Here is a 22,834-nt window from a genome sequence, read left to right as displayed (position 1 = left end):
TCGCCCGCCACGCGCGGTCAGTCTTCTTCCTCGGTGGCGACAAGCTTCCAGTTCGGGTCGCGCGAACGGGTGTCGCGGGCAAAGGTCCAGACATCCTTGACCTCGGCCACGGTCTCCGGATCGCCGTCGATGACGTCGCCGGCCTTGTCGCGCGTCGCCGAAATCAGCTCGCTGACGATGCGCAAGGTGACATGAGCCTCGCCGCCCTTCATCTCCGCCGATACGATATCGGCCTTGTTGATGCCGACGAAAGAGGACTGGATCTTCTCCGAGCGGCCTTCGCGGTCGGCGATCGCCGCAACAAAGCCGTCATAGACCTCGCGCGACAGAAGGTTCTTGAGCGTCTTACGGTCGCCGTCGGCATAGGCCATGACGATCATCTCGTAGGCCATCTTGGCGCCTTCGACGAAACCCTTGGGCTCGAAAGATGCGTCGGCGTCCCTGATGGCGCGCAGGCCCTTGTTCAGGTCGGTGCCGGGCTTGGCGAAGGCGTCGATGGCGACATAGACGTCTTCAGCCGGCTCGCCAGCGGCGCGCTTGCGCTGCGGCAGCGACACGACGTTCTCGGGCTTGCCATTGGCGTCCTGAGGCTTGTTGCGGGCCGCCGTGTAGGGGTCGAAGGGCGGACGTTCATTGCCGGTACGGCGTCCAAGCACGTTGCGGAGCTGGAAAAAGATCACCACCGCTGCGATTAGAAAGAAAATCGTGCCGAAATCGAAGAATTCCATATCTTCTGCCGATCCGTCCCTTGTTCGCGGCCGAAGCCAGCTTAAGTGCCATTCGCCGGCGCCGCATCTGTGCAGCGCCTGTTAGCCTTGCATATAGAACGCATGCACCGATCATTCAAATTAAAGGCGCAGCGCCCTATCTAAAGATGTATGCGCTATGCCTGTGACCGCATATGGCTGTCACGTCAACTCAAACCGGACCGGAACAACGCTCTAGATGCTGCCTCTCCTGCTCCTTGCCCTGCCTTTGCTCGAAATAGCCGGATTTGTGCTGGTGGGCAGCGAAATCGGCGTGCTGTCGACCATCGGGCTTGTTCTGCTCAGCGCTGTCTTGGGCTCCATCCTGCTGCGCGTGCAGGGTTTTGGCGTCATGACCCGTATCCGTACCGAAATGGAAGCCGGTCGTGACCCGTCAAAGGAACTCGCCAACGGTGCGATGATCGTGCTGGCCGGCATCCTGCTGGTCATTCCCGGCTTCATCAGCGACATTGTCGGCATCCTGCTGTTCCTGCCGCCGGGTCGCGCCTTGGCCTGGCGATTCCTCAGCAAGCGGGTGCGTTTCACCTCCGATTTCAGCGGTTTTGCCCGTCGCGGCGGCCCAGCAGGTGGCAAGACCATCGATCTCGATGAGGACGACTTTTCGCGCCAGCCCAACCCGAAATCGCCCTGGCGCTCCATCCGCGACGAGTAGCGGGCGGCCTCCGCCACAGGCAAAACCTTGTCTTGGCATGCCGAGCATGCTAGCGAACCGCGGATTCCAATCCGGGCCGCGTCGCGGCCGAGCCAAGAGGACATGGGCTTATGGCCACTAATGAAGCGCCGGAAGGTGCCAACGGCAACGGTAATGCACAGCAGCCCACGCTCAACGTGCTGGCGCAGTATGTGAAGGATTTCTCCTTCGAAAGCCCCGGCGCTCCGAATTCGCTGCGCGGCCGCGACAAGGCTCCTGGCATCAACATCAATGTCAACGTCAACGCCAATCCGATGACGGACAAGCAGTTCGACGTCAACCTGACGTTGAGCGCCAAGGCCGCCTTCGACAAGGACGTGCTGTTCAACGTCGAGCTGGTCTATGGCGGCGTGTTCCGCATTGACGGCTTCCCGCAGGAGCACATGCTGCCGCTGCTCTTCATCGAGTGCCCGCGCCTGCTGTTCCCCTTCGCACGCCAGATCATCGCCGAAGCCACCCGCAATGGCGGCTTCCCGCCGCTGATGCTCGACCCGATCGATTTCGCGCAGATGTTCCAGCAGAAGATCGCCGAGGAACAGGCCGCTTCCAAGGTCAAGGTCAGCTAAGACCACGCCCAAAAGCGTCATTCATCGAAAGCCCGGCCTCAGCGCCGGGCTTTTTCGTATTCAAGCTTGTGTGAGCTTGGCCCAAAGGGCCTTTTCGCCAAGACCGCCAACCAGCTTTTCATGCGCGGCAAGTTCGGCCTCGGTCAGCCGCGACGGCAAGGGTTCGGGCCGCTCGGCGACAATGATTTCGATCTGCCGCGTTGAGCCGCCATTGCCGTTCGATGACGAATAGCTTTCCAGAACCAGCGCCGACTGCTTGCCGCCAATCAGCTCGATATAGACCTCGGCCAAAAGCTCGGAGTCGAGCAGGGCGCCATGCTTGGTGCGGCGGCTGTTGTCGATGCCGTAGCGACGGCACAGCGCATCGAGCGAATTCGGACCCATCGGGTGCTTGCGGCGGGCAAGCGCCAGCGTATCGATCAGCTGGCCGGGGTCGATGGCGGGCTGATCGAGCCTTGCGAATTCGGCATTGATGAAGCCCAGATCGAAGTTGCCGTTGTGCGCGACAAGCTTGGCGCCGTCGATGAAGTCGATGAATTCATCGATGATCTCGGAGAAAGTCGGCTTGCCCTCGAGGTCGGCGTTCGAGATGCCGTGCACATTCTGGGCGTCGGGATGGACCTGCCGCCCTTGCGGATTGATGTATTTGTGGAAGGTGTTGCCGGTCGGGAAGCGGTTGACCATCTCGATGGCGCCGATTTCGATGACGCGGTCCTCGCGTGAATCAAGCCCGGTCGTTTCCGTATCGAATATGATCTCGCGCAATGTATTGATTCTCCTTGGCGCGAGCATGCGCCCGCCATTTGCACCCAAACAAGGCCTAGGAGGCCCGCGGCGCCGGCTTTCCCACCGTCAAATCGTCAATGATTGACCGTACGGCCCCACGCGCGGCGTCGAGGCCGCTGCCCGTATCGATGATGTAGTCGGCGAGCTTGCGCTTTTCAGCGTCGGGAACCTGCTTGGCAAGGATCGCCTCGAATTTCTGCTCGGTCATGGCGGGCCGCGCCAAGACACGTTCGCGCTGGACCTCTGCCGAAGCCGTGACCACCACCACCTTGTCGACGCGGCCTCGACCATTCGTTTCGAACAGCAACGGGATGTCGAGCACGGCAATTGGCGTACCGTCGGCACGGTTGCGGTCGAGAAAGGCATTCGCATCGGCCCGGACCAACGGGTGGATGATGCCTTCGAGCTTCTTCAGTGCCGCTGCATCGCCCAGCACATGGCGGGAAAGCTCAGTGCGATCGACGACGCCGTCCTTCACCGTTCCAGGGAAAGCCGCCTCGATCAAAGGTGCAGCTTCGCCGGCGTAGAGCCGATGCACGGCCTCGTCGGAATCGTGAACCGGAACGCCCGCTTCGGCGAACATCTTCGCCGTCGTCGACTTGCCCATGCCGATCGACCCTGTCAGCCCCAGAACGATCATTTTGTCCTGTCCAGGTCGGCGACGATCAGGTTGCGCAATTCGGCAGTCACTTCGGGCCGATGGCCAAACCAGCGTTCGAAGCCAGGCACCGCCTGGTGCAGCAGCATGCCGAGCCCGTCCACCGTCTTCAACCCGCGCGCCTTGGCAGCAGCAAGCAGTGGGGTTTCGAGCGGCACATAAACGATGTCGGTGACAATGGCATGGTCGGGCAACGCAGCCGGATCGGCGGGCAGGCCCTCATTGCCGTGCATGCCAAGTGCCGTCGTGTTGACCAGCAGAGATGCATCGCCCAGCAATTCGGCCGTAGCAGCTGGCGGATGCGCCGTGATGCCTGCGCCGAACTGGTCGGCAAGCTCTTCTGCGCGCGCAACCGTGCGGTTGACGATGCGGATATCCTTGAAGCCGCGCTGCTTGAGCGCATGGATGATCGCCCGCGACGCCCCACCTGCGCCGAGAACGACTGCGACATCGCCCTTGGTCCAGCCGGGCGCCAGATGATCGAGATTGGCGGCAAAACCGTAGGCGTCGGTATTGCCGCCCCACAAGACACCATCCTCGAGCCATAGCGTGTTGACCGCGCCGATCTGTTCGGCTGCCTCGTCGCAGCGCTGGACCGCAGCGAACGCCGCTTCCTTGTGCGGAATGGTGACGTTGCCGCCGCGCAGGCCAGCCGCAGCAAGTCCAGCGACAAAGGCGGCAAAATTCTCGGGCGCGACATCTATCGCCGTGTAGCTGCCGTCGATGCCATAGCTCTTCAGCCAATGGCCGTGGATCATCGGCGAGCGCGAATGCGCGATAGGATGGCCGCAAACAAATGCCTTCAAGTCCGCTTCAGCCATCAATCGCGCCCAGTTTCCTCAGTTCCGCCAGCACTGGCAGCAAGGGCAGGCCGACAATCGTGAAATAATCGCCATCGATCTTGTCGAAGAGCTGAATGCCTTCGCCTTCAATCTGATATGCGCCGACGCTCGATAGCGCCCTATCACCGACGCGAGCAAGATGGCGGCCGATGAATCCAGGCTCAAGATGGCGCATCGTCATGGATGCGACCTCGACGTGGCGCCAAAGCGTTTCTCCGTCGCGAGCGATGACGACCGCACTGTTCAACTGATGCGTCCGACCTGAAAGCTTGAGCAGATGGCGACGCGCGGCTTCCATGTCGGTGGGCTTGTGAAACACCTCTCCGTCAAGTGAAAGCGTCTGGTCGCAACCAAGCACCAGTCGACCAGGATGCGCTTCGCTGACCGCGACCGCCTTGGCCTCAGCCAGAATAAGCGCCACGTCTTGGGGCGAGGCGCCGGTTTCAGCCAAGGGGGCTTCGACGGCTCTTTCATCAAGATCGGCTGGGATAGCCTCGACATCGACGCCGGCATTTTCCAGCATCTTCTTCCGGAACGGGCTTGCAGATGCCAGGATCAGTTTTTCGGTCACGGCTTTTCTCCTGAAGGACACGTTGCAGGGAAGCTTGTGCGGCTACAAAAGTGGTCCTAGCGCATCGATCCGTAAAGCGGAATCGATTTTCGCCAGGCTGAGATGGCTACCAATAGCGGTCGGTTCCACACCTGCGCGGCGATGCGGCGAGCCTAGCGGTTCTTGTTGCGCAGCGCGACGATGGCGGCGGCCGTTTCCTCGATCGAGCGGCGACTGACGTCGATCATCGGCCAGTTGTGCTTCGTGCAAATCTTGCGGGCATAGGCCAGCTCTTCGGTAATAGAGGCACGATCGACATATTCCTGTGCGTCGAATGCCATTGTCGTTCCGAGAACGCGGTTCTGGCGCACATGCGAGATGCGCTCGGCGGTGGCGATCAGTCCGACGACCAGCGGCTTCTCCGCCTGGACCAGGCTGTCGGGCACGGGAACGCCCAGCACGATCGGGATATTGGCGGTCTTGATGCCGCGATTGGCGAGATAAATGCTCGTCGGCGTCTTCGACGTTCTGGAAATACCGATCAGGACCACGTCGGCCTGTTCCATGTCGACGGGCAACTGGCCGTCATCGTGCTCCATGGTAAAATTGAGCGCATCGATGCGGCGGAAATACTCGGCGTCGAGCACGTGCTGGGCGCCGACACGGCGGCCCGCCGGCGTGCCGAGATAAGACTGGAACACCGTCAGCACCGGCTCAAGCACTGACACACAGGGCAGGCCCATCGCCGCACAACGGCTGTCGATGGTGCCGGCAAGGTGCTGGTCGACCACCGTATAGAGCACGATGCCCGGCTCTTCTTCGATGTCGTCGAACACCTTCATCAGCTGCTTTTCGGTGCGGATCAGCGGGTAGATGTGCTCGATCGCGCGCGCATCCTTGTATTGCGCCGAAGCCGCGCGCCCCGCCGCCAGCAGCGTTTCGCCGGTGGCATCGGAAATCAGGTGCAGATGGAAGAAGCTTTGGGGTTTGTTCACAGCGGGCGCCTGGGTCTGTGGTCAAATGTGGATAAACGGGCAGTTTGGCCCGAAGCGGTCGGAGCGACTGTATCAGATGGCCACTTGTCCACAATTCGCCCTCCTGTCTGTTTCGATTCAGCGCCGGGGAGTATTATGGGGATAGTTTTTTAGTCCCCGGCTGTCCACAGAATCAGCACTTCCCGTGCCCCAGGCTAGATTCCTGATTCAAATCAACGAATCCGCCTGCTACCCGAAGTTTTCCCCGCTGGCGAAATCGTCCGCGCGTCACTATGACAAGTGGATATCTCAGGCCGCCTATGGACAGGTCGTAATTCTCGATTCCAACAGACTCTAAGAATTAGAAGAATCCTTCGGATATAAATTTTTATTTATAGAAGGCTCAAGGAAAGGCAGGCTGATGCCCGTGAAACGCGCTCTGCTCCAAGTCCTGAAAGGCGAAAGCCTGGAGGTCCCTCCGCTCTGGATGATGCGTCAGGCAGGCCGCTATCTCCCCGAGTATCGCGAGACGCGGAAAAAGGCCGGGAGCTTCCTTGACCTTTGCTACAATCCCGATTTCGCCGTCGAAGTGACGCTGCAGCCGATCCGGCGCTTCGACTTCGATGCCTCGATCATGTTTTCCGATATTCTGGTCGTTCCCCATGCGCTCGGCCGCGATCTGCGCTTTGAGGAAGGCAGGGGCCCGCTGATGACGCCGATCACCGCCGACGGTATCGCTGCCCTCGACGGCTCAAAGTTTCACGTGAATCTCGAGCCGGTCTACGAAACCGTGCGCCGGCTGCGCCGCGAATTGCCTGAGAAGACGGCACTGATCGGCTTCTGCGGCGCACCCTGGACGGTTGCCACCTACATGATCGCCGGCCACGGCACGCCGGATCAGGCACCAGCCCGGCTGTTTGCCTATCGCGAGCCGGAAGCGATGGCGCAGCTGCTGTCGATCCTTGCCGATCATTCGGCCGCCTATCTCATCCGCCAGATCGAGGCCGGCGCTGATGTCGTGCAGATTTTCGATTCCTGGTCGGGTGTGCTCGACGAGGCGACGTTCGAGGCTTGCTGCGTCAAGCCGGTCGCAGACATCGTGCGCCAGGTGCGTGCGGTCTATCCAGACGTTCCGATCATCGGCTTTCCGAAAGGCGCAGGCGCCCAGCTCGACAGTTACAGGCAGCGTACGGGTGTCACCGGCCTCGGCCTCGACTGGACGGTGCCTCTGTCACAGGCGCAGCGTCTGCAGGGCGCTGGAGCGGTCCAGGGCAATCTCGACCCTCTCAGGCTCGTTGTCGGCGGCAAGGCGCTGGAAGAGGGCGTAGACGCCATCCTGAAGGCGCTGGGCGCTGGTCCGCTGATCTTCAACCTCGGCCACGGCATCACGCCCGAGACGCCGGTGGCGCATGTCGAAGCGATGGTACGCCAGGTGCGAAAGGCAACCCAGCAATGAGCAGTCAAAACCTTGCGCCGTCGAGCGGTGCTGCAGCGGCCAAACGAGCCGTCATCGCCGTCATTGTCCTGGTGGCGCTCACAGCCCTGCTATTTTATGCGGCGCCCGAGGATTTCTACCTCTGGGCCAAGGCAATCCACATCATCGCCGTGATCTCGTGGATGGCCGGCATGCTCTATCTGCCACGCCTGTTTGTTTATCACGTGGAAGCGGAGAAGGGCTCGGTTCAGTCCGAGACCTTCAAGGTGATGGAGCGCCGGCTGCTGCGCGCCATCATTAATCCGGCGATGATCGTCACCTGGGTGTTCGGCCTGTGGCTCGCCTGGAAAGGCTTTGGCTTTGCCGGCGGCTGGCTGCACGCTAAGATCACCGCCGTGCTGCTGATGTCGGGCGTTCACGGTTATCTCTCGGCGTCGGTTCGCCGTTTTGCTGAGGACCGCAACGAAAAGCCCGCGCGGCATTGGCGCATCGTCAACGAGATTCCGACCGTGCTGATGATCGTCATCGTCATCCTGGTGGTCGTGAAACCTTTCTGACCTGCCTAAAATTGCTGGACTGCGCCTTGCTCTTTCAATTCGGGAGAGCTAAAAGGCTGTTCTTCCTTCCCGCCATGCGCCGCCCCATTTCCATTCCCCGGCCGCGCTCGGCGCTTATCGCAAAACGCCGATAGCCAACTTCCCTAATTCCCCACGCTCAGAGTCCGTCCATGCAGGAAACCAAACTCGCCGAATTCAAGAACAAGAAGCCGCCGGAGCTGATCGCTTACGCCGAATCGCTCGAGGTCGAAAACGCCAGCGTCATGCGCAAGCAGGAACTGATGTTTGCGATCCTCAAGAAACTGGCTGGCCAGGATATCGAGATCATCGGTGACGGCGTTGTCGAAGTTCTGCAGGACGGTTTCGGCTTCCTGCGCTCGGCCAACGCCAATTATCTCCCGGGTCCGGACGATATCTACATTTCGCCCTCGCAGATTAGGCGGTTTTCGCTGAAGACCGGCGATACGGTCGAAGGACCGATCCGCAGCCCCAAGGAAGGCGAGCGCTATTTCGCGTTGCTCAAGGTCAACACGATCAATTTCGACGATCCCGAAAAGATCCGCCACAAGATCCACTTCGACAATCTGACGCCGCTCTACCCGACTTCGCGGCTCAAGATGGAAGTCGAAAACCCGACCACCAAGGACATTTCGCCTCGCGTCATCGACCTGGTCGCGCCGCTCGGCAAGGGCCAGCGCGCTCTGATCGTGGCACAGCCGCGTACCGGCAAGACCGTGCTGCTGCAGAACATCGCGCACTCGATCACCACCAACCATCCCGAATGCTACCTGATCGTGCTTTTGATCGACGAGCGTCCGGAAGAGGTGACCGACATGCAGCGTTCGGTGAAGGGCGAGGTCGTGTCCTCGACCTTCGACGAACCGGCGGTTCGCCACGTTCAGGTCGCCGAAATGGTCATCGAAAAGGCCAAGCGCCTTGTCGAACATGGCCGCGACGTCGTTATCCTGCTCGATTCGATCACCCGCCTCGGCCGCGCCTACAACACGGTCGTGCCGTCATCCGGCAAGGTTCTGACCGGTGGTGTCGACGCCAACGCGCTGCAGCGCCCGAAGCGCTTCTTCGGTGCCGCCCGCAACATCGAAGAGGGCGGTTCGCTGACCATCATCGCCACCGCGCTGATCGATACCGGCAGCCGCATGGACGAAGTCATCTTCGAAGAATTCAAGGGCACCGGTAACTCGGAAATCGTGCTCGACCGCAAGGTTGCAGACAAGCGCATCTACCCGGCGATGGACATCCTCAAGTCCGGCACGCGTAAGGAAGATTTGCTGGTCGCACGCCAGGATCTGCAGAAGATCTTCGTGCTGCGCCGTATCCTTGCGCCGATGGGCACGACAGATGCGATCGAATTCCTGATCGACAAGCTCAAGCAGACCAAGACCAACGCCGACTTCTTCGATTCGATGAATACTTGACGAAGTCGCGTCAGCGGCGGCGAAGCGCTTCTTCAAGCTTCGCCGGATCGCTGATCACAGGCAGACAGATAAGGCCGGTGCACAGATAGGCACCGGCCTTTTTCGTATCCGGCAGCGTGTTGCCGGGCAGTTTCGCGCGCTCTGTATCGCCGCCCAAGGTGATAAAAACGTCGACGCGGCGCGGATCTGGATTCCGATTCGCTACCGTAACAAGGCTTGGCTGCGCTGGGCCTTCGACAACAATAAGTTTCGACGGTTCTAACGCCAGGACGCAGGCGTTAACGATGCCGGCCTGGCCGTATTGCTGGTTTTGAATGCGGCCGGTGGCGTGCTCAGCGATGGTCCAGGCACGTTGCTGGAGCTCGATGTCGCCCGTGATGTTCGCCAATCGCACCACTGCTTCGATGATCTGGCTGGTGGCCGACGGAATCGCTTCGTCGATGTCGCCACGAATACGCATCGGCACGTCGGCGCTGTCAGACGCAGTCAGGTAATGGCCTGTCTTGTCGGCATCCGCGTGCCAGGTTTCGAGCATTTTCAGGAAATGCGCGCCATGGTCGAGGTATCGCGCAGCCCTGGTCGCCTCGAACAATGAAATGGCGGCGTTGATCATCGCGGCATAATCGCTCGACAAGGCGGGATAGAGCCGCTTTTCGCCGAGACTTGAATGCGGCAACCGGCCCTCAAGCGTCGCGGAGGCCAGGATGGCATCGAAAGCGGTCGCCGCTGCCGCCACCCAGTCGTTGCGATCTAGGCTCCGGCCAGCCTCAGCGAGTGCAACGATGGCCAGGCCGTTCCAGTCCGTGAGCGCCTTGTCATCGCGGCCGGGGCGGATGCGCTTTTCCCGCTCTGCAAGCAGGCGCAACGTCAGCCTGGAAACGCTCTCTTGGTCCTTGGCCGATTGCTGCGCTTGGCTCCCCGTCTGGTGAATAATCGGATCGCCTTCCCAACCATTTGGCTTGGTGAGCGTGAAGTAGTTGAAAAATATGGGCGATTCGTCTCCCAAGACAGCCTTTATGCTGTCTGCGGTCCAGGTGTAGAACAGTCCTTCTTCACCTTCGCTGTCGGCATCGAGGCTCGATGCGAACGTGCCGGTGGGCAGGCGCATTTCACGCAGCAACCAGGTGATCGTATCTTCGATTCGTATCCGAAACAGTTCATTGCCAGTCGCGGCATAGGCCCAGTTTGCTTGGCGGATCAGCTGGGCATTGTCGTACAGCATCTTTTCGAAATGCGGAACGAGCCACTGTGCATCGGTCGAATAGCGCGCCAAACCGCCGCCGATATGGTCGTAGATCCCGCCTGCGAGCATGCGCTCCATGCTTTCCGTCACCGCGTCACGATGCTCCTGGTTGTCGGAGCGCAGCCAGGACAGCCACAGGGCCTGCATGAAAGGCGCATTGGGGAACTTGGGCGCGCCGCGTAGTCCGCCCAGATCTCGGTCGATCATGTCATAGATGCCCGAAGCCAGTGTCCTGGCCGTATCAATCGACAGCTTACCCGGTGCGCTGCTTCCACCAAGGCGCTTGCCGACATGCTGGGCAAGCTCGGTACCGCTCTGCAGGATGCTGGCACGTTTGCCACGCCAGGCTGCGTCGACAGCATTGAGCACCTGGATGAAGCCGGGCCGCCCATAGCGCGGCTCGCGTGGAAAATAGGTCCCGCCCCAGAACGGCTTGGCATCGGGCGTCAGGAACATTGTCAGCGGCCAGCCGCCTTGCTCGCCCATGCTGGCCAGCGCGGCCATATAGATCTGGTCGATATCAGGCCGCTCCTCGCGGTCGACCTTGATATTGACGAAGAGCCGGTTCATGACCTCGGCAACTTCGTTGTTTTCGAAGCTTTCATGCGCCATGACGTGGCACCAATGGCAGGCGGCGTAACCAACCGACAGCAGGATTGGCCGATCAAGCCGCACTGCTTCGGCAAGTGCCGCTGGCGACCAAGGGCGCCAATGCACCGGGTTGTCGCCATGTTGGCGCAGATAGGGGCTACCTTCGTCGCGAAGCAGGTTGTCTTGCGGAAGCATGCGTATTCGGCCCAAAACAGTGATAACAGGCCCAACCTAGGGCGCTTCCGAGAGACCGGCAAATGCTATTCACCGATTCCATCGCCGCACTTTCCAGCGGCCATTTGCCATCCGGCGTGGCGATAGTGCGCATTTCAGGGCCACATGTTCGATTCGCACTCGAAACGATTTCCGGACTGCTGCCGCAACCGCGCAAGGTGCATTATGGCCCCCTGCAGACTCCTGATGGAAAGCTGATCGACCACGGCCTGACATTGTTCTTTCCGGGACCAAATAGCTTCACCGGGGAGGATTGCGGCGAGTTCCAGGTCCATGGCGGCCGCGCGGTGGTGACTTCCCTGCTCGGCGAGATCGGCAAGCTGCCCGGCTTCAGGCAGGCAGAGGCTGGCGAATTCACCAAGCGCGCCTTTTTGAACGGCAAGATGGATCTGTTGGAAGCCGAGGCGCTAGCCGATTTGATCAATGCCGAGACCGAAGCCCAACGGCAATTCGCTGTGATGAATTCCGGCGGCGCGCAAAGCGAGCTTTATCTTGGCTGGCGCAAACGGCTGATCCATGCGCGCGCGATGATAGAAGCCGAGATGGACTTTGCCGACGAGGCCGACGTTCCGGGTTCGGTATCGTCACTGGTCTGGCAGGACGTCAGCTTGCTGATTGAAGAAATCACGCTTCACGTCGCTGGCTACAGCAAGGCCGAGATGATCCGCGACGGCTTCGATGTCGTCATCCTGGGCGCCCCAAACGCTGGAAAATCCAGCCTTCTCAATGCGCTGTTGCAACGTGAAGCAGCGATCGTGACCGACGAACCGGGTACCACACGCGATCTGGTCGAGGCCGTTCTTGATCTGGACGGGCTGAAGGTTCGCATAACCGACACAGCCGGCCTGCGTGAGCCAGCCGGTAAAGTGGAGGCGATCGGAATCGAGCGCGCCAAGGAGCGCGCAAAATCCGCCGACCTCGTGCTTTTCCTGGAGGATGTATCCGAGGCAGGCGAGTTGAGCGCGCCGTCTGATGTACCGGCCATACTGATAGGCTCGAAACTCGATCTCCATCGGAAAGCTGCCGGAGACGCTCGCTACGCGCTCGTGATCTCAACGGCGACGGGGCATGGCATCGATGACCTACTCAAGATGATCGGCGATCGGGCCGCCGGCGCTATCGGGCAACGTGGCGATATCCTGCCTTCGCGCTTGCGCCACGTCGAATTGCTAAGGGATGCTAGCAGTTACCTTGTATCTGCGCTCGCTGCACCGGATGCCATGCTGGAGTTGAAGGCAGAAAACCTGCGCCTAGCTAGCGACCGAATCGCCAAACTGTCTGGCGCAGTCGACGTCGAAGACTTGCTCGACGTCATTTTCTCGCAATTCTGTATCGGAAAGTGATTCACGTGAAACATCTTGGCAGTGGATTGCCTTGATTCACGTGAAACACCACCGTTGACTCCCTGCCGCGCGGCCAGGTTGTTTCACGTGAAACCACCACCACAGCGATTCTCTTGACATGGGGCGGTGATCGGGACATTTGTCGCCGCACAAGTTCCTGGAGACAGTCATGAGTGAAAGCTACGACGTCGTCGTGGTCGGTGGCGGCCATGCCGGCTGTGAGGCGGCTTCTGCCTCGGCACGAGCTGGCGCCAAGACAGCGCTCGTTACCCTTCGTCGCGACACCATAGGCACGATGTCCTGCAATCCGGCGATCGGAGGGCTCGGCAAGGGCCATCTCGTCCGTGAGATCGACGCACTGGATGGGCTCATGGGCCGGGTCGCAGACGCCGCTGGCATCCAGTTTCGTCTGCTCAATCGCCGCAAAGGCCCGGCGGTGCGTGGTCCGCGCACTCAAGCCGATCGAAAGCTCTATCGGCTGGCGATGCAGGAAGCCATCGCGGCACAGCCAAACCTCACCGTCGTTGAGGCGGAAGTCTTTGATTTCATTATAGATAGTAACTGTCTGAGTGCTGTCGTCCTCGCCGACGGCCGCCGACTTTCCTGCGCTGCGGTGGTCTTGACCACTGGTACATTCCTGCGCGGCTTGATTCATATTGGTGAGCGCAAATTCCCTGCGGGCCGGATGAATGAACAGGCTTCGTTGGGGCTGTCTGAAACGCTCAAACGCGCTGGCCTTCGACTCGGGCGCCTGAAGACTGGAACGCCTCCGCGGCTCGATGGGCGCACGATTGACTGGTCCTCGCTCGAAACGCAGGCGGCCGACGAGGATCCGGTGCCCTTTTCACTGCTCACCGACAAGATCACCAATCCGCAGATTGAATGCGGCATCACGCGCACGACAACTGCAACGCATCAGATCATTCGCGAGAATCTTGGCCGCTCGGCGATGTATTCGGGATCGATCGAAGGCATCGGGCCGCGTTATTGCCCGTCGATCGAAGACAAGATCGTCAAGTTCGGCGATCGCGAGGGTCACCAGATATTCCTCGAACCGGAAGGCCTCGACGACGACACTGTCTATCCCAACGGCATTTCGACTTCGCTACCGGAGGATGTGCAGCTCGACATCCTGAAATCCATTCCTGGCCTCGAGCGAGCTGTCATGCTGCAGCCCGGCTATGCCATCGAATATGATCACATTGATCCGCGCGAATTGGAGCCGACGCTTGAAGCCAAGCGCGTGCGCGGTTTGTTTCTCGCGGGGCAGATCAATGGCACGACGGGTTATGAAGAGGCCGGCGCGCAAGGCCTGCTTGCCGGCATCAACGCGGCCCGTCTCGCTGGTGACAGCGAACAGCTGATCCTCAGCCGAAGCCAGGCTTATATTGGTGTCATGGTCGACGATCTGACGAGTAGGGGGATCAGCGAGCCATACCGCATGTTCACCTCGCGCGCCGAATTCCGCCTTTCGCTGCGCGCGGACAACGCCGATGAGCGCCTGACGCCCCTGGCGATCTCGCTGGGCATCGCATCGACGGAGCGTGAAAAGCGCTTTGACGAGATGACTGCGCGCGTCGATGCAGCTCGGACATTGACCAAATCGCATAAATTGTCGCCCAACGAGGCGCGTCGCCATGGCATCGAAGTCAACTTTGATGGCGTCAAGCGTTCGCTTTATGACCTGCTGGCGTATCCGAATATTGACCTCATCCAACTTGTTAAGGTCTTGCCAGAACTCGCTTCGATTGACGCTAAGACGGCAGAAGCTATTGAAACTGAAGCGAAATATGCCGTGTACCTGGATCGGCAGAAGGCCGACGCGGCCTTGATGCTCAAGGAAGAGGAGAGGGTCATCCCCGAAGCGCTTGATTTTGAGTCGGTTCCTGGGCTTTCGAACGAGTTGCGCCAGAAGATGCGGACCCGCAGGCCACGTTCCTTGGCCGAAGCGCAGCGTATCGATGGCATGACGCCGGCAGCTTTGGCGATTATTCTCGCGCATGTTCGCAATTCAGAAGCACAATCACGCAGGGGCGCAGCTTGAAACGAGACGCCTATGCAAGGTTGCAAGAAGTAGCAGGTCCCGTTTCACGTGAAACATTTGACAAGCTGATCGCCTTCGAAACTGTGTTCCGCAAGTGGGCGCAGCGCATCAATCTCGTGGCGCCATCGACTTTGGATGACGCTTGGGAGCGTCATATTCTCGACAGTGCCCAGGTGGTGAGGCTTGGCGGTGAAGCCAAGAGCTGGCTCGATATCGGCTCGGGTGGCGGGTTCCCTGGCCTGATCATCGCATCGATGATCACTGAGCGGGCAGGCGCGTCCATCGATCTGGTCGAAAGCAACCGCAAAAAGGCCGGGTTCCTGCAGGCTGTTGTTGGCGAGCTTCATCTTCCGGCGCGGGTTCATGCCAAGCGAATCGAAGATGTTCATGGTGTGGTTCGTTCGCCTGAGATCTTGAGCGCACGGGCTTTGGCGCCACTGCCATTGCTGTTGGAGCTGTCAGCGCCCTGGCTGCAGGCAGGGACTACAGCCCTTTTCCATAAAGGCCGGGATTACCGCCAGGAAATCGAAGATAGCGCTCATCAGTGGGGATTCGATCTGGTAGAACACCCAAGCCTGACCGACGCGCAGGGAGTCATCCTCGAGATTCGGAACCTGCGCCACATTTGATTGCGGCGCCATGTGACGAGACGGAAAACAGCAGTCGAGCCATGAAGATCACACCTAGAATCATCACAGTCGCCAACCAGAAAGGCGGCGTCGGCAAAACGACCACCGCCATCAACCTGGCGACGGCACTTGCTGCCATTGGCGAGCGCGTGCTCATCATCGACCTCGATCCGCAGGGCAATGCCAGCACGGGTCTTGGTATTGATCGCAAGGATCGCAGCGTGTCGTCCTATGACGTGCTGACCGGCGAACTGGAGATCGAGCAGGCAGCGATGGAAACGGCCGTACCTGGCCTGTCGATCATCCCGTCGACACTCGATCTGCTTGGAATTGAAATGGAAATCGCCTCGGCGCCGGATCGTGTGCTGAAGCTGCGCAACGCCTTGCGGGCGTCGTCGGAGCGGGCGGCTGGCTACAGCTATGTGCTGATCGATTGCCCGCCGTCACTCAATCTTTTGACGTTGAACTCGATGGCCGCGGCCGATTCCGTTCTGGTGCCGTTGCAATGCGAATTCTTCGCACTCGAGGGCTTGAGCCAACTGCTTGAGACGGTGGATCAGGTGCGCCGGTCGATCAATCCGGACCTAACCATCCAAGGCATCGTGCTGACGATGTTTGATGGCCGCAACAATTTGGCCAACCAGGTGGTCGAAGATGTGCGCGCTCATATGGGCGAAAAGGTCTACGATACGGTGATCCCGCGCAATGTGCGTATCTCGGAAGCACCGTCCTACGGCAAGCCGGCGATTCTCTACGATTTGAAGTGCTCCGGAAGCCAGGCCTATCTGCAGCTCGCCTCGGAAGTCATCAGGCGCGAACGTAAACTCCGGGCCGCGTAAATCGATTCGGACTCGAAACAAGCTGGACAAGACATGAACGAAGACCTTTCCAGAAAACGCCTTGGGCGAGGACTCGCCGCCCTAATCGGCGAGATGGACAAGCCGGTTGCGCCGGAAAAGCCGGCCGCACTGGCCGATGGACGCGTACCGATCGAGTTCGTCAGCCCGAACCCGCGCAACCCGCGCCGCCATTTTGGCGAAGCCGAACTGGCCGATCTGGCGCAGTCGATCCGTGAGCATGGGCTGGTGCAGCCGGTTGTAGTCAGGCCCGCCGCCGAACCCGGCCGCTATGAGATCATCGCAGGCGAGCGCCGCTGGCGCGCGGCCCAGCGTGCAGGGGTCAACGAAATCCCTGTCATCGTGCGTGACGTCAATGATCGCACCGCGCTTGAACTCGCCATCATCGAAAACGTTCAGCGCAGTGATCTCAATGCCATCGAAGAGGCGATGGGCTACCAGCAGCTGATCGACGACCACAGCTATACCCAGGCTGACCTCGGCCAGGTCATCGGCAAGAGCCGTAGCCACGTCGCCAATACGCTGCGGCTGCTCAAGCTGCCGGACGTGGTTCGCGACATGCTGATCAATGGCGAACTGTCGGCCGGCCATGCGCGTGCCCTGATCACGGCCCAGGACCCGGCCGGGCTTGCCAAGCGGATCGTTGAAGAGGGCCTGTCGGTGCGCCAGGCCGAGGCTCTGGCTCAGCTTCCGGCAGATGCGATCGTGGAAAAGCAGCCGACGCGTCCGGTCGAGAAGGATCCGGATACGATTGCGCTGGAAAAGCTTCTCACCGACGTTGTCGGCATGAAGATTTCGATCGCGCACAAGGAAAAGGGTGGTGAATTGCGCGTCAGCTATCGTTCGCTCGAGCAGCTCGACGATCTTTGCCGCCGCCTGAAGAACGACCATATCTGATTGATTCTATTGAATCTTGTTTTTGAAGGCGCCGGCTCGTTAGCCGGCGTTTCTTTTTGTTTTCAGCGCCTGCCGCTGGCGAGACGTGCGCCTTCGACCGCAATGCCCAGCATCGCCTGACGCGCCAGTGCAACAGCCAGGTCGGGCCTGCGCCGGGTCTGAAGCGTCGTCGACTGCAGCCTCGTCAGCGCCCGGGTCAAGGCGGCCGAACTCCAGCTTGTCAGCGTACGTTCGACCGCGCGGCGCCGCGCAAAAAACACCGGCGGCCTGGCCGCTGCTATGATGGCGGCGGCGTTGCGGCTGCCGTTTTCCATCTCGCCACGCATCAAATGGATGTTCTGCAGGTGGCGGGTGGCCGTGGCCAGCAATTGTGCTGCCTGGCTGCCTGTCTGGCACTGTTTGGTGAAGGCGGCATCGAACTCGGCGATGTTGCCGCCAAGTGCTGCGTCGATGGCATCGTCCAGCGACAAAGCCGAGACGTCGCCAGTCATATCCTTGACGTCTTCGAGGCTGATTTCCCCGCGTCCCATGGCATAAAGGGTGAGTTTTTGAACTTCTCCGCGTGTCGCCAGACGGTCTCCGCCGAGGCTGCGTCGCAGCGCATTGCGGGCGTCGAGCGCCATGGTCAGGCCGGACGCGCGCAGCTCGTCGTCGATGACGGTTTCGATGTCGCGCGCTTCGTCGCCATAGCAGGGCAGCGCCATGCCGGCAAAAGCGCCTTCAACGACAGTGCGCAAGGGCGCGCCCTTCTTGAGGTCCTGGGCCTCGATCAGGATGATGGCGTCGCGTGGCGGCTCGGCCACCAGCGCCTTGATGTCGTCGGCGAGGTTTTTCTGGGCAGCCGCGTTGCGCACCCAGATCAGGCGGCGCGGCGAAAACATCGGTACGGTGCGCGCTTCGTCGACAAGGCGACCGCTGTCGCGTTCGACATCGGCGGCGTCGAGTTTCACCACGGAAAACGGATCGTCGAGGGGAAGGCCGGTCTTGGCGGCAAAGGCTGCCGCGCGCTCGGAAACGAGGCCGCGGTCAGGGCCATAAATGAGCACGATCACCGCCTCGGCAGCGGGACGTGCAAGCCAGGAATCGACCTCGTGAGCTTTCTTTTGCGCCATTCCGCTCTGTTAGCACAGGCGCTTGGGAGGCCGCAGCATTTTTGTCCCGACGTTAGTCGTCGTCGACCAGAATGCGCTCAGCAGCACCGTCCATGTCTTCATATTGACCGCTGCGCAGCGACCACAGGAAGGCTGCAAGGCCAAGCCCGCCGAGAAAGAGTGCTACGGGTAGAAGAAACAGCAGATTGCTCATGATGCCATAGCCTCCTTGCCGGGGAAGGCTTGCTCCTTGTTTGCGGCAGGCTGCGGTGCGCTGGTTTTTCCCGCGCTGAGCCGCAACCCGTTGGCAATGACAATAACCGATGACAGCGACATCGCCAACGCGGCAACCAGCGGCGTGACATAGCCGAGCAGCGCAATGGGCACGGCAATCGCGTTGTAGACGACGGCGAGCGTAAGGTTCTGGCGGATCAGGCGGTTCGCTTTCCGGGAGGTTGCGAGCGTCAGCGGGATGGCCGAGAGGCTTTCGCGCAGGAAGACGAAGTCTGCAGCCGCACGGCCGATGTCTGCAGCACTCGCCGGCGCCATGGAAACGTGCGCCGCAGCCAGTGCGGGCGCGTCGTTGAGCCCGTCGCCGACCATCAGAACCTTGCGGCCTTCCGCCTTGAGCGCTGCCAGCCTTTCGACCTTGCCGCTGGGCAATACTCCGGCAGAGAAGCGTTCGATACCGAGTGCGGCGGCAATGGAAGCCACCGCGGCTGGGCGATCGCCCGAAACGATCTCGATAGCCAGGCCTTGGTCCCGCAATTCGGCGATCGCCATGGCAGCACCGGCGCGAGGCCGGTCGTCAAAGGCGAATTCTGCGATCTCTGTACCATTCTTCGACAGCACCGTGCCGGCGATGGAGCCTTCTTTTCCAGTTGCCCAGGGCGCGCGGCCAAGCCGGTAGATGTCTTCGCCGAGCTTTGCCTCCAGCCCGAAGCCAGGAACCTCTTGGATGCTATCGAAGCTCCATTGCCGGGTAGCTCCAGTGCCGCCCGCTTCGGCGAGCGCCTGCGAGACCGGATGACGCGAATGCAGCGCCATGGCACCGGCAAGTGAGCGCAGTTCGGCTGGAATCTCGTTCATATTGACCAGCCTGGGCTTGCCCAGCGTCAGTGTTCCGGTCTTGTCGAAGACGACCGTGTCGATCTCTGCCAGCCGCTCCATGGCGGAGCCGTCCTTGACCATGATGCCGTTTTCAAACAGGCGCCGCGCGGCAGCCACCTGGACGATCGGCACGGCAAGGCCAAGTGCGCAGGGGCAGGTGATGATGAGGACTGCGATGGCGATGGTGATCGCCTGGTGCCAGTTGCCGGCAGCTACCATCCAGCCGATGAAGGCCAGGAATGCGGTCAAATGCACGACAGGGGCATAAAGTGAGGCTGCCTTGTCGGCGATGCGGCGATAGCCGCCGCGTCCGCTCTCTGCAGCTTCCATCAGGCGCATCATTTCGGCCAGGAAGGAATCCTGTGCCGCAGCGGTCGCCTCGATGGTCAATGGACCGGTCAGGTTGAGCGTTCCTGCGCGCAGTTCGGCGCCTGACTCTACGGCAACGGGTTCGCTCTCACCCGAAACGATGGCGCAATCGAGCTCGGAGCGGCCCTTGAGCACCTTGGCGTCGACTGGTACGCGTTCGCCGGCCGAAAGCAGGATGTGCGTGCCCGGCTTGAGGTCGCTGACCGGCACATAGGCGCTGGTGCCGTCGGGTTGAAGCACTGTCGCGCCACGGGCGGCAAGTCGCGCCAGACCCTTGACCGCGACGCGGGCGCGCTCACGCATGACATGGTCAAGCGTGCGGCCGATGAGCAGGAAAAACAACAGCGATGCCGAGGCGTCGAAATAGGCGTGAGGGCCGTGATTGGCCGTCTCATAGAGGCTCATGCCATAGGCGAGAAGGACACCGATCGAGATCGGGACGTCCATGTTGGTGCGGCCATTGCGCAAGGCGCCCCATGCCGAGCGGAAGAAAATGCGGCCGGAATAGGCAAGCGCAGGCAGCGCTATCAGTGCCGAGAGCCAATGAAACAGATCACGCGTCGAATCTTGCGCGCCTGACCATACCGACACCGAAAGCAGCATGATGTTGCCGGCAGCGAAACCGGCGATGCCCAGGCCGCGGATCAGTTCGGCGAGGGTTTCGTCTTTTTCGTCGGCACCTTGCTCGAACAGATGGCTCTCGTAGCCAAGCTTGCCAAGAGCATCGGTGATGGCTGGTGCGCCCGCATCTTCGCGCCAGCGTATGGAAACGCGTTTGGTCGACAGGTTCACCCGCGCCTGCTCGACGCCGTCGAGCTTGCCGAGTGCTGACTCGATGTTGGTCATGCAAGCGCCGCAGTGCACGCCGGGAACGGAGAGATCGGTCTGGCGTAGGCCGCCGGGCAAGGTGCGGCTCGACAGCGCCAGCTCGTCGCGGGACGGGCCTTGGGGTGCGCTCGCAGCGAGGCCCATCGCGGCATCGACGTCAGGCGCGCAGCAGCTCATTTTGCCTCTCCAGCGGCAACGATCAGGCGATGCGCCTCATGATAGGGCGCGCCGTCCTTCAGCTTTGCCTCGGTGTTGACGATCCAGATGCCGTCGCGGACGGCAGCAGTTGTGGAGAAGGTGCCGTCGGCGTTGCGGGCGAGTGTTGCTTGCCAATCCTCCGCCTCATAGGCCGGGCGGCGGAAAGAAACCGTGACCGCCTCGACCGCGATGGGCGCGCCGGAAGCATCGACCAGGCTGTAGTGTATGTCGCCATTGGCGATCTTGAGCGTGGCTTTCCAACCAAGTGCTGCCTGGGCGCGTGACTCGGCAATGCGCTCGTTGAACTGCTGGCTGGCGACATAGGTGTTTTGCACGACAAGCCCGGTCCAGCTCGTATTGGCCAAGGTGGCCATGAGCAGATTGACGGCAATGATGACGCCGAAGAACGCGACCATGATGGCCAGCATGTGCCGGCCAGTGAATGGTTTGGGCTGAATGGCGCGAGAGCTCATCTGCTTGCCTCCGGAACGTTGAACTTTGCGACATAAGAGGCTCTTTCGGAACCTGCCTTGTCCACCACGTTGAATCTGAAGCTTTGCCCCTCCGCCAGGTTTTCGCGTGGCTGGCGGACATAGACCCTGATCGTCTTGAGCTTATCGGGTTCGGCCTCGACGATGATGGAACGGCTCTCGGGCAAGTCCATACCCACGACGCTCATGCTGGCACCGGTCAAACCCTCGATACTGAGCTCGAAGCTGCGCGGCTCAGGCACCATGTTGAGCAGCTTGACGGTATAGCCGTTTCGGATCGACCCGTCCGACAGGCGGACGAATTGCGGATTGCGGTCCTGCAGCACGTTGACCTCGAGCCTGTCGCGGCTCAGCAGGGCAAAAAGCAGGGCAACGCCGATCAGGCTCCAGGCGGCGGCATAGATGAAGGTTCGCAGGCGGAATATCCGGCCGAGGCGGAAATGAGCAATTGCCGCGTTGAGCTTGCCTTTGCCTTTGTCGTCGCGCACCCGCTTCGGGTCGATGGTCTTGCTTACCGGATCCGTGGCGATCGCCATGTTCGACTGATAGTCGGCAAGCGTGGCGTAGGAGATCAGGCCGCGTTCCTTGCCGATCTTATCCATGACGCTGTCGCAGGCGTCGATGCAGAGCGCGCAGGTGATGCATTCGAGCTGCTGGCCATCGCGAATGTCGATGCCCATCGGGCAGACGGCGACGCAAGCGTTGCAGTCGACGCAATCGCCAACGACAAGGCCTTCGGCGGCGGCCTTCTTGGCATGGCGCGAGCGCGGCTCGCCACGCCAGTCATTGTAGGTGACGGTCAGCGAGTTTTCGTCCAGCATCGCTGCCTGGATGCGTGGCCAGGGGCACATATAGGTGCAGACCTGTTCGCGCATCAGCCCGCCGAAGAGATAGGTGGTGGCGGTGAGGACGGCGACGGTGATGTAGGCGACAGGCTCGGCGTGGCCGGTGACGACATCGCGGAGCAGGGTAGGTGCGTCGGCGAAATAGAAGATCCAGGCGCCACCGGTGGCAACTGCGATCAACAGCCAGATCAGGTGTTTTACCGTGCGCTTGGCGAGCTTGTTTGCCGACATCGGCGCTGCGTCGAGCTTGATGCGGGCGTTGCGGTCGCCCTCAATGCCGCGCTCGACGACGAGGAACAGGTCGACCCACACCGTCTGCGGGCAGGTGTAGCCGCACCAGGCGCGGCCGACCGTCGAGGTGACGAGGAACAGCCCGATACCGGCCATGACCAGCAGGCCGGCGACGTAGTAGAATTCCTGGGGCCAGATTTCGATGGCGAAGAAGTAGAAACGCCTGTTGGCGATGTCGAGCAGAACCGCCTGGTCGGGCGCGTAAGGCCCGCGGTCCCACCTGATCCACGGCGTCAGATAGTAGATGCCGAGCGTGATCGCCATGATCAGCCATTTGAACTGGCGGAAACGTCCGGAGGCGCGCTTGGGGAAAACCTTTTTGCGCGCAGTGTAAAGCGGCTGGCGGGTCTTTGCGGAGTTGACCGCTTCTACTTCGAGCCTCTCGACTTCCGTCTCGTCCAGCATCTGTATCTCCTGCACCCCCGAAATCCGGGTTTGCTCTTTATGCTTGGCCAGCTGTCAACCGGCTTTGACCCAGGTCAAGCCCTGGGTTTTCTACGCGTCGAGGCCC

Annotated in this window: 22 protein-coding genes; 10 read left to right on the top strand and 12 right to left on the bottom strand. The window is 60.9% G+C overall.

Annotated elements, in window-relative coordinates:
* Positions 1 to 17 precede the first annotated feature (17 nt).
* Positions 18 to 728: a Tim44/TimA family putative adaptor protein gene (locus AC1DLV_RS18370; protein WP_476801331.1), complete on the bottom strand. Its 711-nt coding sequence runs from the start codon at positions 726 to 728 to the stop codon at positions 18 to 20.
* A 217-nt stretch (positions 729 to 945) separates the two neighbouring features.
* Between AC1DLV_RS18370 and AC1DLV_RS18365 the strand changes: the two genes are divergently transcribed.
* Positions 946 to 1,419, top strand: coding sequence for an FxsA family protein (locus AC1DLV_RS18365; protein ID WP_476801330.1), 474 nt, complete (start codon positions 946 to 948; stop codon positions 1,417 to 1,419).
* A 110-nt stretch (positions 1,420 to 1,529) separates the two neighbouring features.
* Positions 1,530 to 2,024 (top strand): protein-export chaperone SecB, encoded by a 495-nt coding sequence (gene secB / locus AC1DLV_RS18360; RefSeq protein ID WP_476783238.1) that lies wholly within the window; start codon positions 1,530 to 1,532, stop codon positions 2,022 to 2,024.
* Between the two features lie 60 nt (positions 2,025 to 2,084).
* On the opposite strand, the gene dnaQ is transcribed toward secB, so the two are convergent.
* The 5 genes from dnaQ to AC1DLV_RS18335 all read right to left on the bottom strand — a co-directional run bounded on the left by dnaQ (position 2,085) and on the right by AC1DLV_RS18335 (position 5,855).
* The gene (dnaQ, locus tag AC1DLV_RS18355) at positions 2,085 to 2,789 is read right to left on the bottom strand and encodes a DNA polymerase III subunit epsilon (protein ID WP_476801329.1); all 705 of its coding nucleotides are present in this window, start codon (positions 2,787 to 2,789) and stop codon (positions 2,085 to 2,087) included.
* Between the two features lie 55 nt (positions 2,790 to 2,844).
* Complete coding sequence (gene coaE / locus AC1DLV_RS18350; protein ID WP_476801328.1) at positions 2,845 to 3,450, bottom strand: dephospho-CoA kinase; 606 nt, start codon at positions 3,448 to 3,450, stop codon at positions 2,845 to 2,847.
* On the bottom strand, positions 3,447 to 4,289 hold the full coding sequence (locus AC1DLV_RS18345) for a shikimate dehydrogenase (RefSeq protein ID WP_476801327.1): 843 nt from the start codon (positions 4,287 to 4,289) through the stop codon (positions 3,447 to 3,449). The genes coaE and AC1DLV_RS18345 overlap by 4 nt, the downstream gene beginning before the upstream one ends.
* On the bottom strand, positions 4,282 to 4,881 hold the full coding sequence (locus AC1DLV_RS18340) for a Maf-like protein (protein WP_476801326.1): 600 nt from the start codon (positions 4,879 to 4,881) through the stop codon (positions 4,282 to 4,284). The genes AC1DLV_RS18345 and AC1DLV_RS18340 overlap by 8 nt, the downstream gene beginning before the upstream one ends.
* Positions 4,882 to 5,033: 152 nt before the next feature.
* Complete coding sequence (locus AC1DLV_RS18335) at positions 5,034 to 5,855, bottom strand: pyruvate, water dikinase regulatory protein (protein ID WP_476801325.1); 822 nt, start codon at positions 5,853 to 5,855, stop codon at positions 5,034 to 5,036.
* A 400-nt stretch (positions 5,856 to 6,255) separates the two neighbouring features.
* Between AC1DLV_RS18335 and hemE the strand changes: the two genes are divergently transcribed.
* The 3 genes from hemE to rho all read left to right on the top strand — a co-directional run bounded on the left by hemE (position 6,256) and on the right by rho (position 9,262).
* Positions 6,256 to 7,290: a uroporphyrinogen decarboxylase gene (hemE, locus tag AC1DLV_RS18330; protein ID WP_476801324.1), complete on the top strand. Its 1,035-nt coding sequence runs from the start codon at positions 6,256 to 6,258 to the stop codon at positions 7,288 to 7,290.
* Complete coding sequence (gene hemJ, locus AC1DLV_RS18325) at positions 7,287 to 7,826, top strand: protoporphyrinogen oxidase HemJ (protein ID WP_476801323.1); 540 nt, start codon at positions 7,287 to 7,289, stop codon at positions 7,824 to 7,826. The genes hemE and hemJ overlap by 4 nt, the downstream gene beginning before the upstream one ends.
* 170 nt (positions 7,827 to 7,996) lie before the next feature.
* On the top strand, positions 7,997 to 9,262 hold the full coding sequence (gene rho / locus AC1DLV_RS18320) for a transcription termination factor Rho (RefSeq protein WP_115730026.1): 1,266 nt from the start codon (positions 7,997 to 7,999) through the stop codon (positions 9,260 to 9,262).
* A 10-nt stretch (positions 9,263 to 9,272) separates the two neighbouring features.
* Here rho and AC1DLV_RS18315 read toward each other — a convergent pair whose 3' ends face one another.
* Positions 9,273 to 11,291, bottom strand: a complete 2,019-nt coding sequence (locus AC1DLV_RS18315) for a thioredoxin domain-containing protein (RefSeq protein WP_476801322.1) — start codon at positions 11,289 to 11,291, stop codon at positions 9,273 to 9,275.
* Between the two features lie 62 nt (positions 11,292 to 11,353).
* Here AC1DLV_RS18315 and mnmE point away from each other — a divergent pair, with 62 nt between their 5' ends.
* From mnmE to AC1DLV_RS18290, 5 genes are all read left to right on the top strand, one after another.
* On the top strand, positions 11,354 to 12,673 hold the full coding sequence (gene mnmE, locus AC1DLV_RS18310; protein WP_476801321.1) for a tRNA uridine-5-carboxymethylaminomethyl(34) synthesis GTPase MnmE: 1,320 nt from the start codon (positions 11,354 to 11,356) through the stop codon (positions 12,671 to 12,673).
* A gap of 169 nt (positions 12,674 to 12,842) precedes the next feature.
* Entirely contained in the window at positions 12,843 to 14,717 is a 1,875-nt protein-coding gene (gene mnmG / locus AC1DLV_RS18305; protein ID WP_476836205.1) for a tRNA uridine-5-carboxymethylaminomethyl(34) synthesis enzyme MnmG, read from the top strand.
* Positions 14,714 to 15,346, top strand: coding sequence for a 16S rRNA (guanine(527)-N(7))-methyltransferase RsmG (rsmG, locus tag AC1DLV_RS18300; protein WP_476801319.1), 633 nt, complete (start codon positions 14,714 to 14,716; stop codon positions 15,344 to 15,346). Before mnmG ends, rsmG begins: the two co-directional genes overlap by 4 nt.
* Before the next feature lie 41 nt (positions 15,347 to 15,387).
* Positions 15,388 to 16,185 (top strand): ParA family protein, encoded by a 798-nt coding sequence (locus AC1DLV_RS18295; protein ID WP_476801318.1) that lies wholly within the window; start codon positions 15,388 to 15,390, stop codon positions 16,183 to 16,185.
* Positions 16,186 to 16,218: 33 nt separating this feature from the next.
* On the top strand, positions 16,219 to 17,100 hold the full coding sequence (locus AC1DLV_RS18290; RefSeq protein WP_476801317.1) for a ParB/RepB/Spo0J family partition protein: 882 nt from the start codon (positions 16,219 to 16,221) through the stop codon (positions 17,098 to 17,100).
* Positions 17,101 to 17,162: 62 nt separating this feature from the next.
* Here the strand turns inward: AC1DLV_RS18290 and holA are convergent, their stop codons facing one another.
* Genes holA through ccoG form a run of 5 tightly spaced genes read right to left on the bottom strand, consistent with a single transcriptional unit; the run spans position 17,163 to position 22,728 of the window.
* Complete coding sequence (holA, locus tag AC1DLV_RS18285; protein WP_476801316.1) at positions 17,163 to 18,212, bottom strand: DNA polymerase III subunit delta; 1,050 nt, start codon at positions 18,210 to 18,212, stop codon at positions 17,163 to 17,165.
* A 52-nt stretch (positions 18,213 to 18,264) separates the two neighbouring features.
* On the bottom strand, positions 18,265 to 18,405 hold the full coding sequence (gene ccoS / locus AC1DLV_RS18280; protein WP_476782221.1) for a cbb3-type cytochrome oxidase assembly protein CcoS: 141 nt from the start codon (positions 18,403 to 18,405) through the stop codon (positions 18,265 to 18,267).
* Entirely contained in the window at positions 18,402 to 20,675 is a 2,274-nt protein-coding gene (locus AC1DLV_RS18275; RefSeq protein WP_476801315.1) for a cation-translocating P-type ATPase, read from the bottom strand. The genes ccoS and AC1DLV_RS18275 overlap by 4 nt, the downstream gene beginning before the upstream one ends.
* Positions 20,672 to 21,169: a FixH family protein gene (locus AC1DLV_RS18270; RefSeq protein WP_476801314.1), complete on the bottom strand. Its 498-nt coding sequence runs from the start codon at positions 21,167 to 21,169 to the stop codon at positions 20,672 to 20,674. Before AC1DLV_RS18270 ends, AC1DLV_RS18275 begins: the two co-directional genes overlap by 4 nt.
* Positions 21,166 to 22,728 carry a cytochrome c oxidase accessory protein CcoG gene (gene ccoG / locus AC1DLV_RS18265; protein WP_476801313.1) on the bottom strand — a complete coding sequence of 521 codons (1,563 nt, stop codon included), beginning with the start codon at positions 22,726 to 22,728 and terminating at the stop codon, positions 21,166 to 21,168. Before ccoG ends, AC1DLV_RS18270 begins: the two co-directional genes overlap by 4 nt.
* Positions 22,729 to 22,834: the final 106 nt, after the last annotated feature.

The organism is Aminobacter sp. 01T433 (assembly GCF_056398585.1).
The sequence above is the reverse complement of the archived record's forward strand: the minus strand, read 5'-3'. Positions and strand labels throughout refer to the sequence as shown.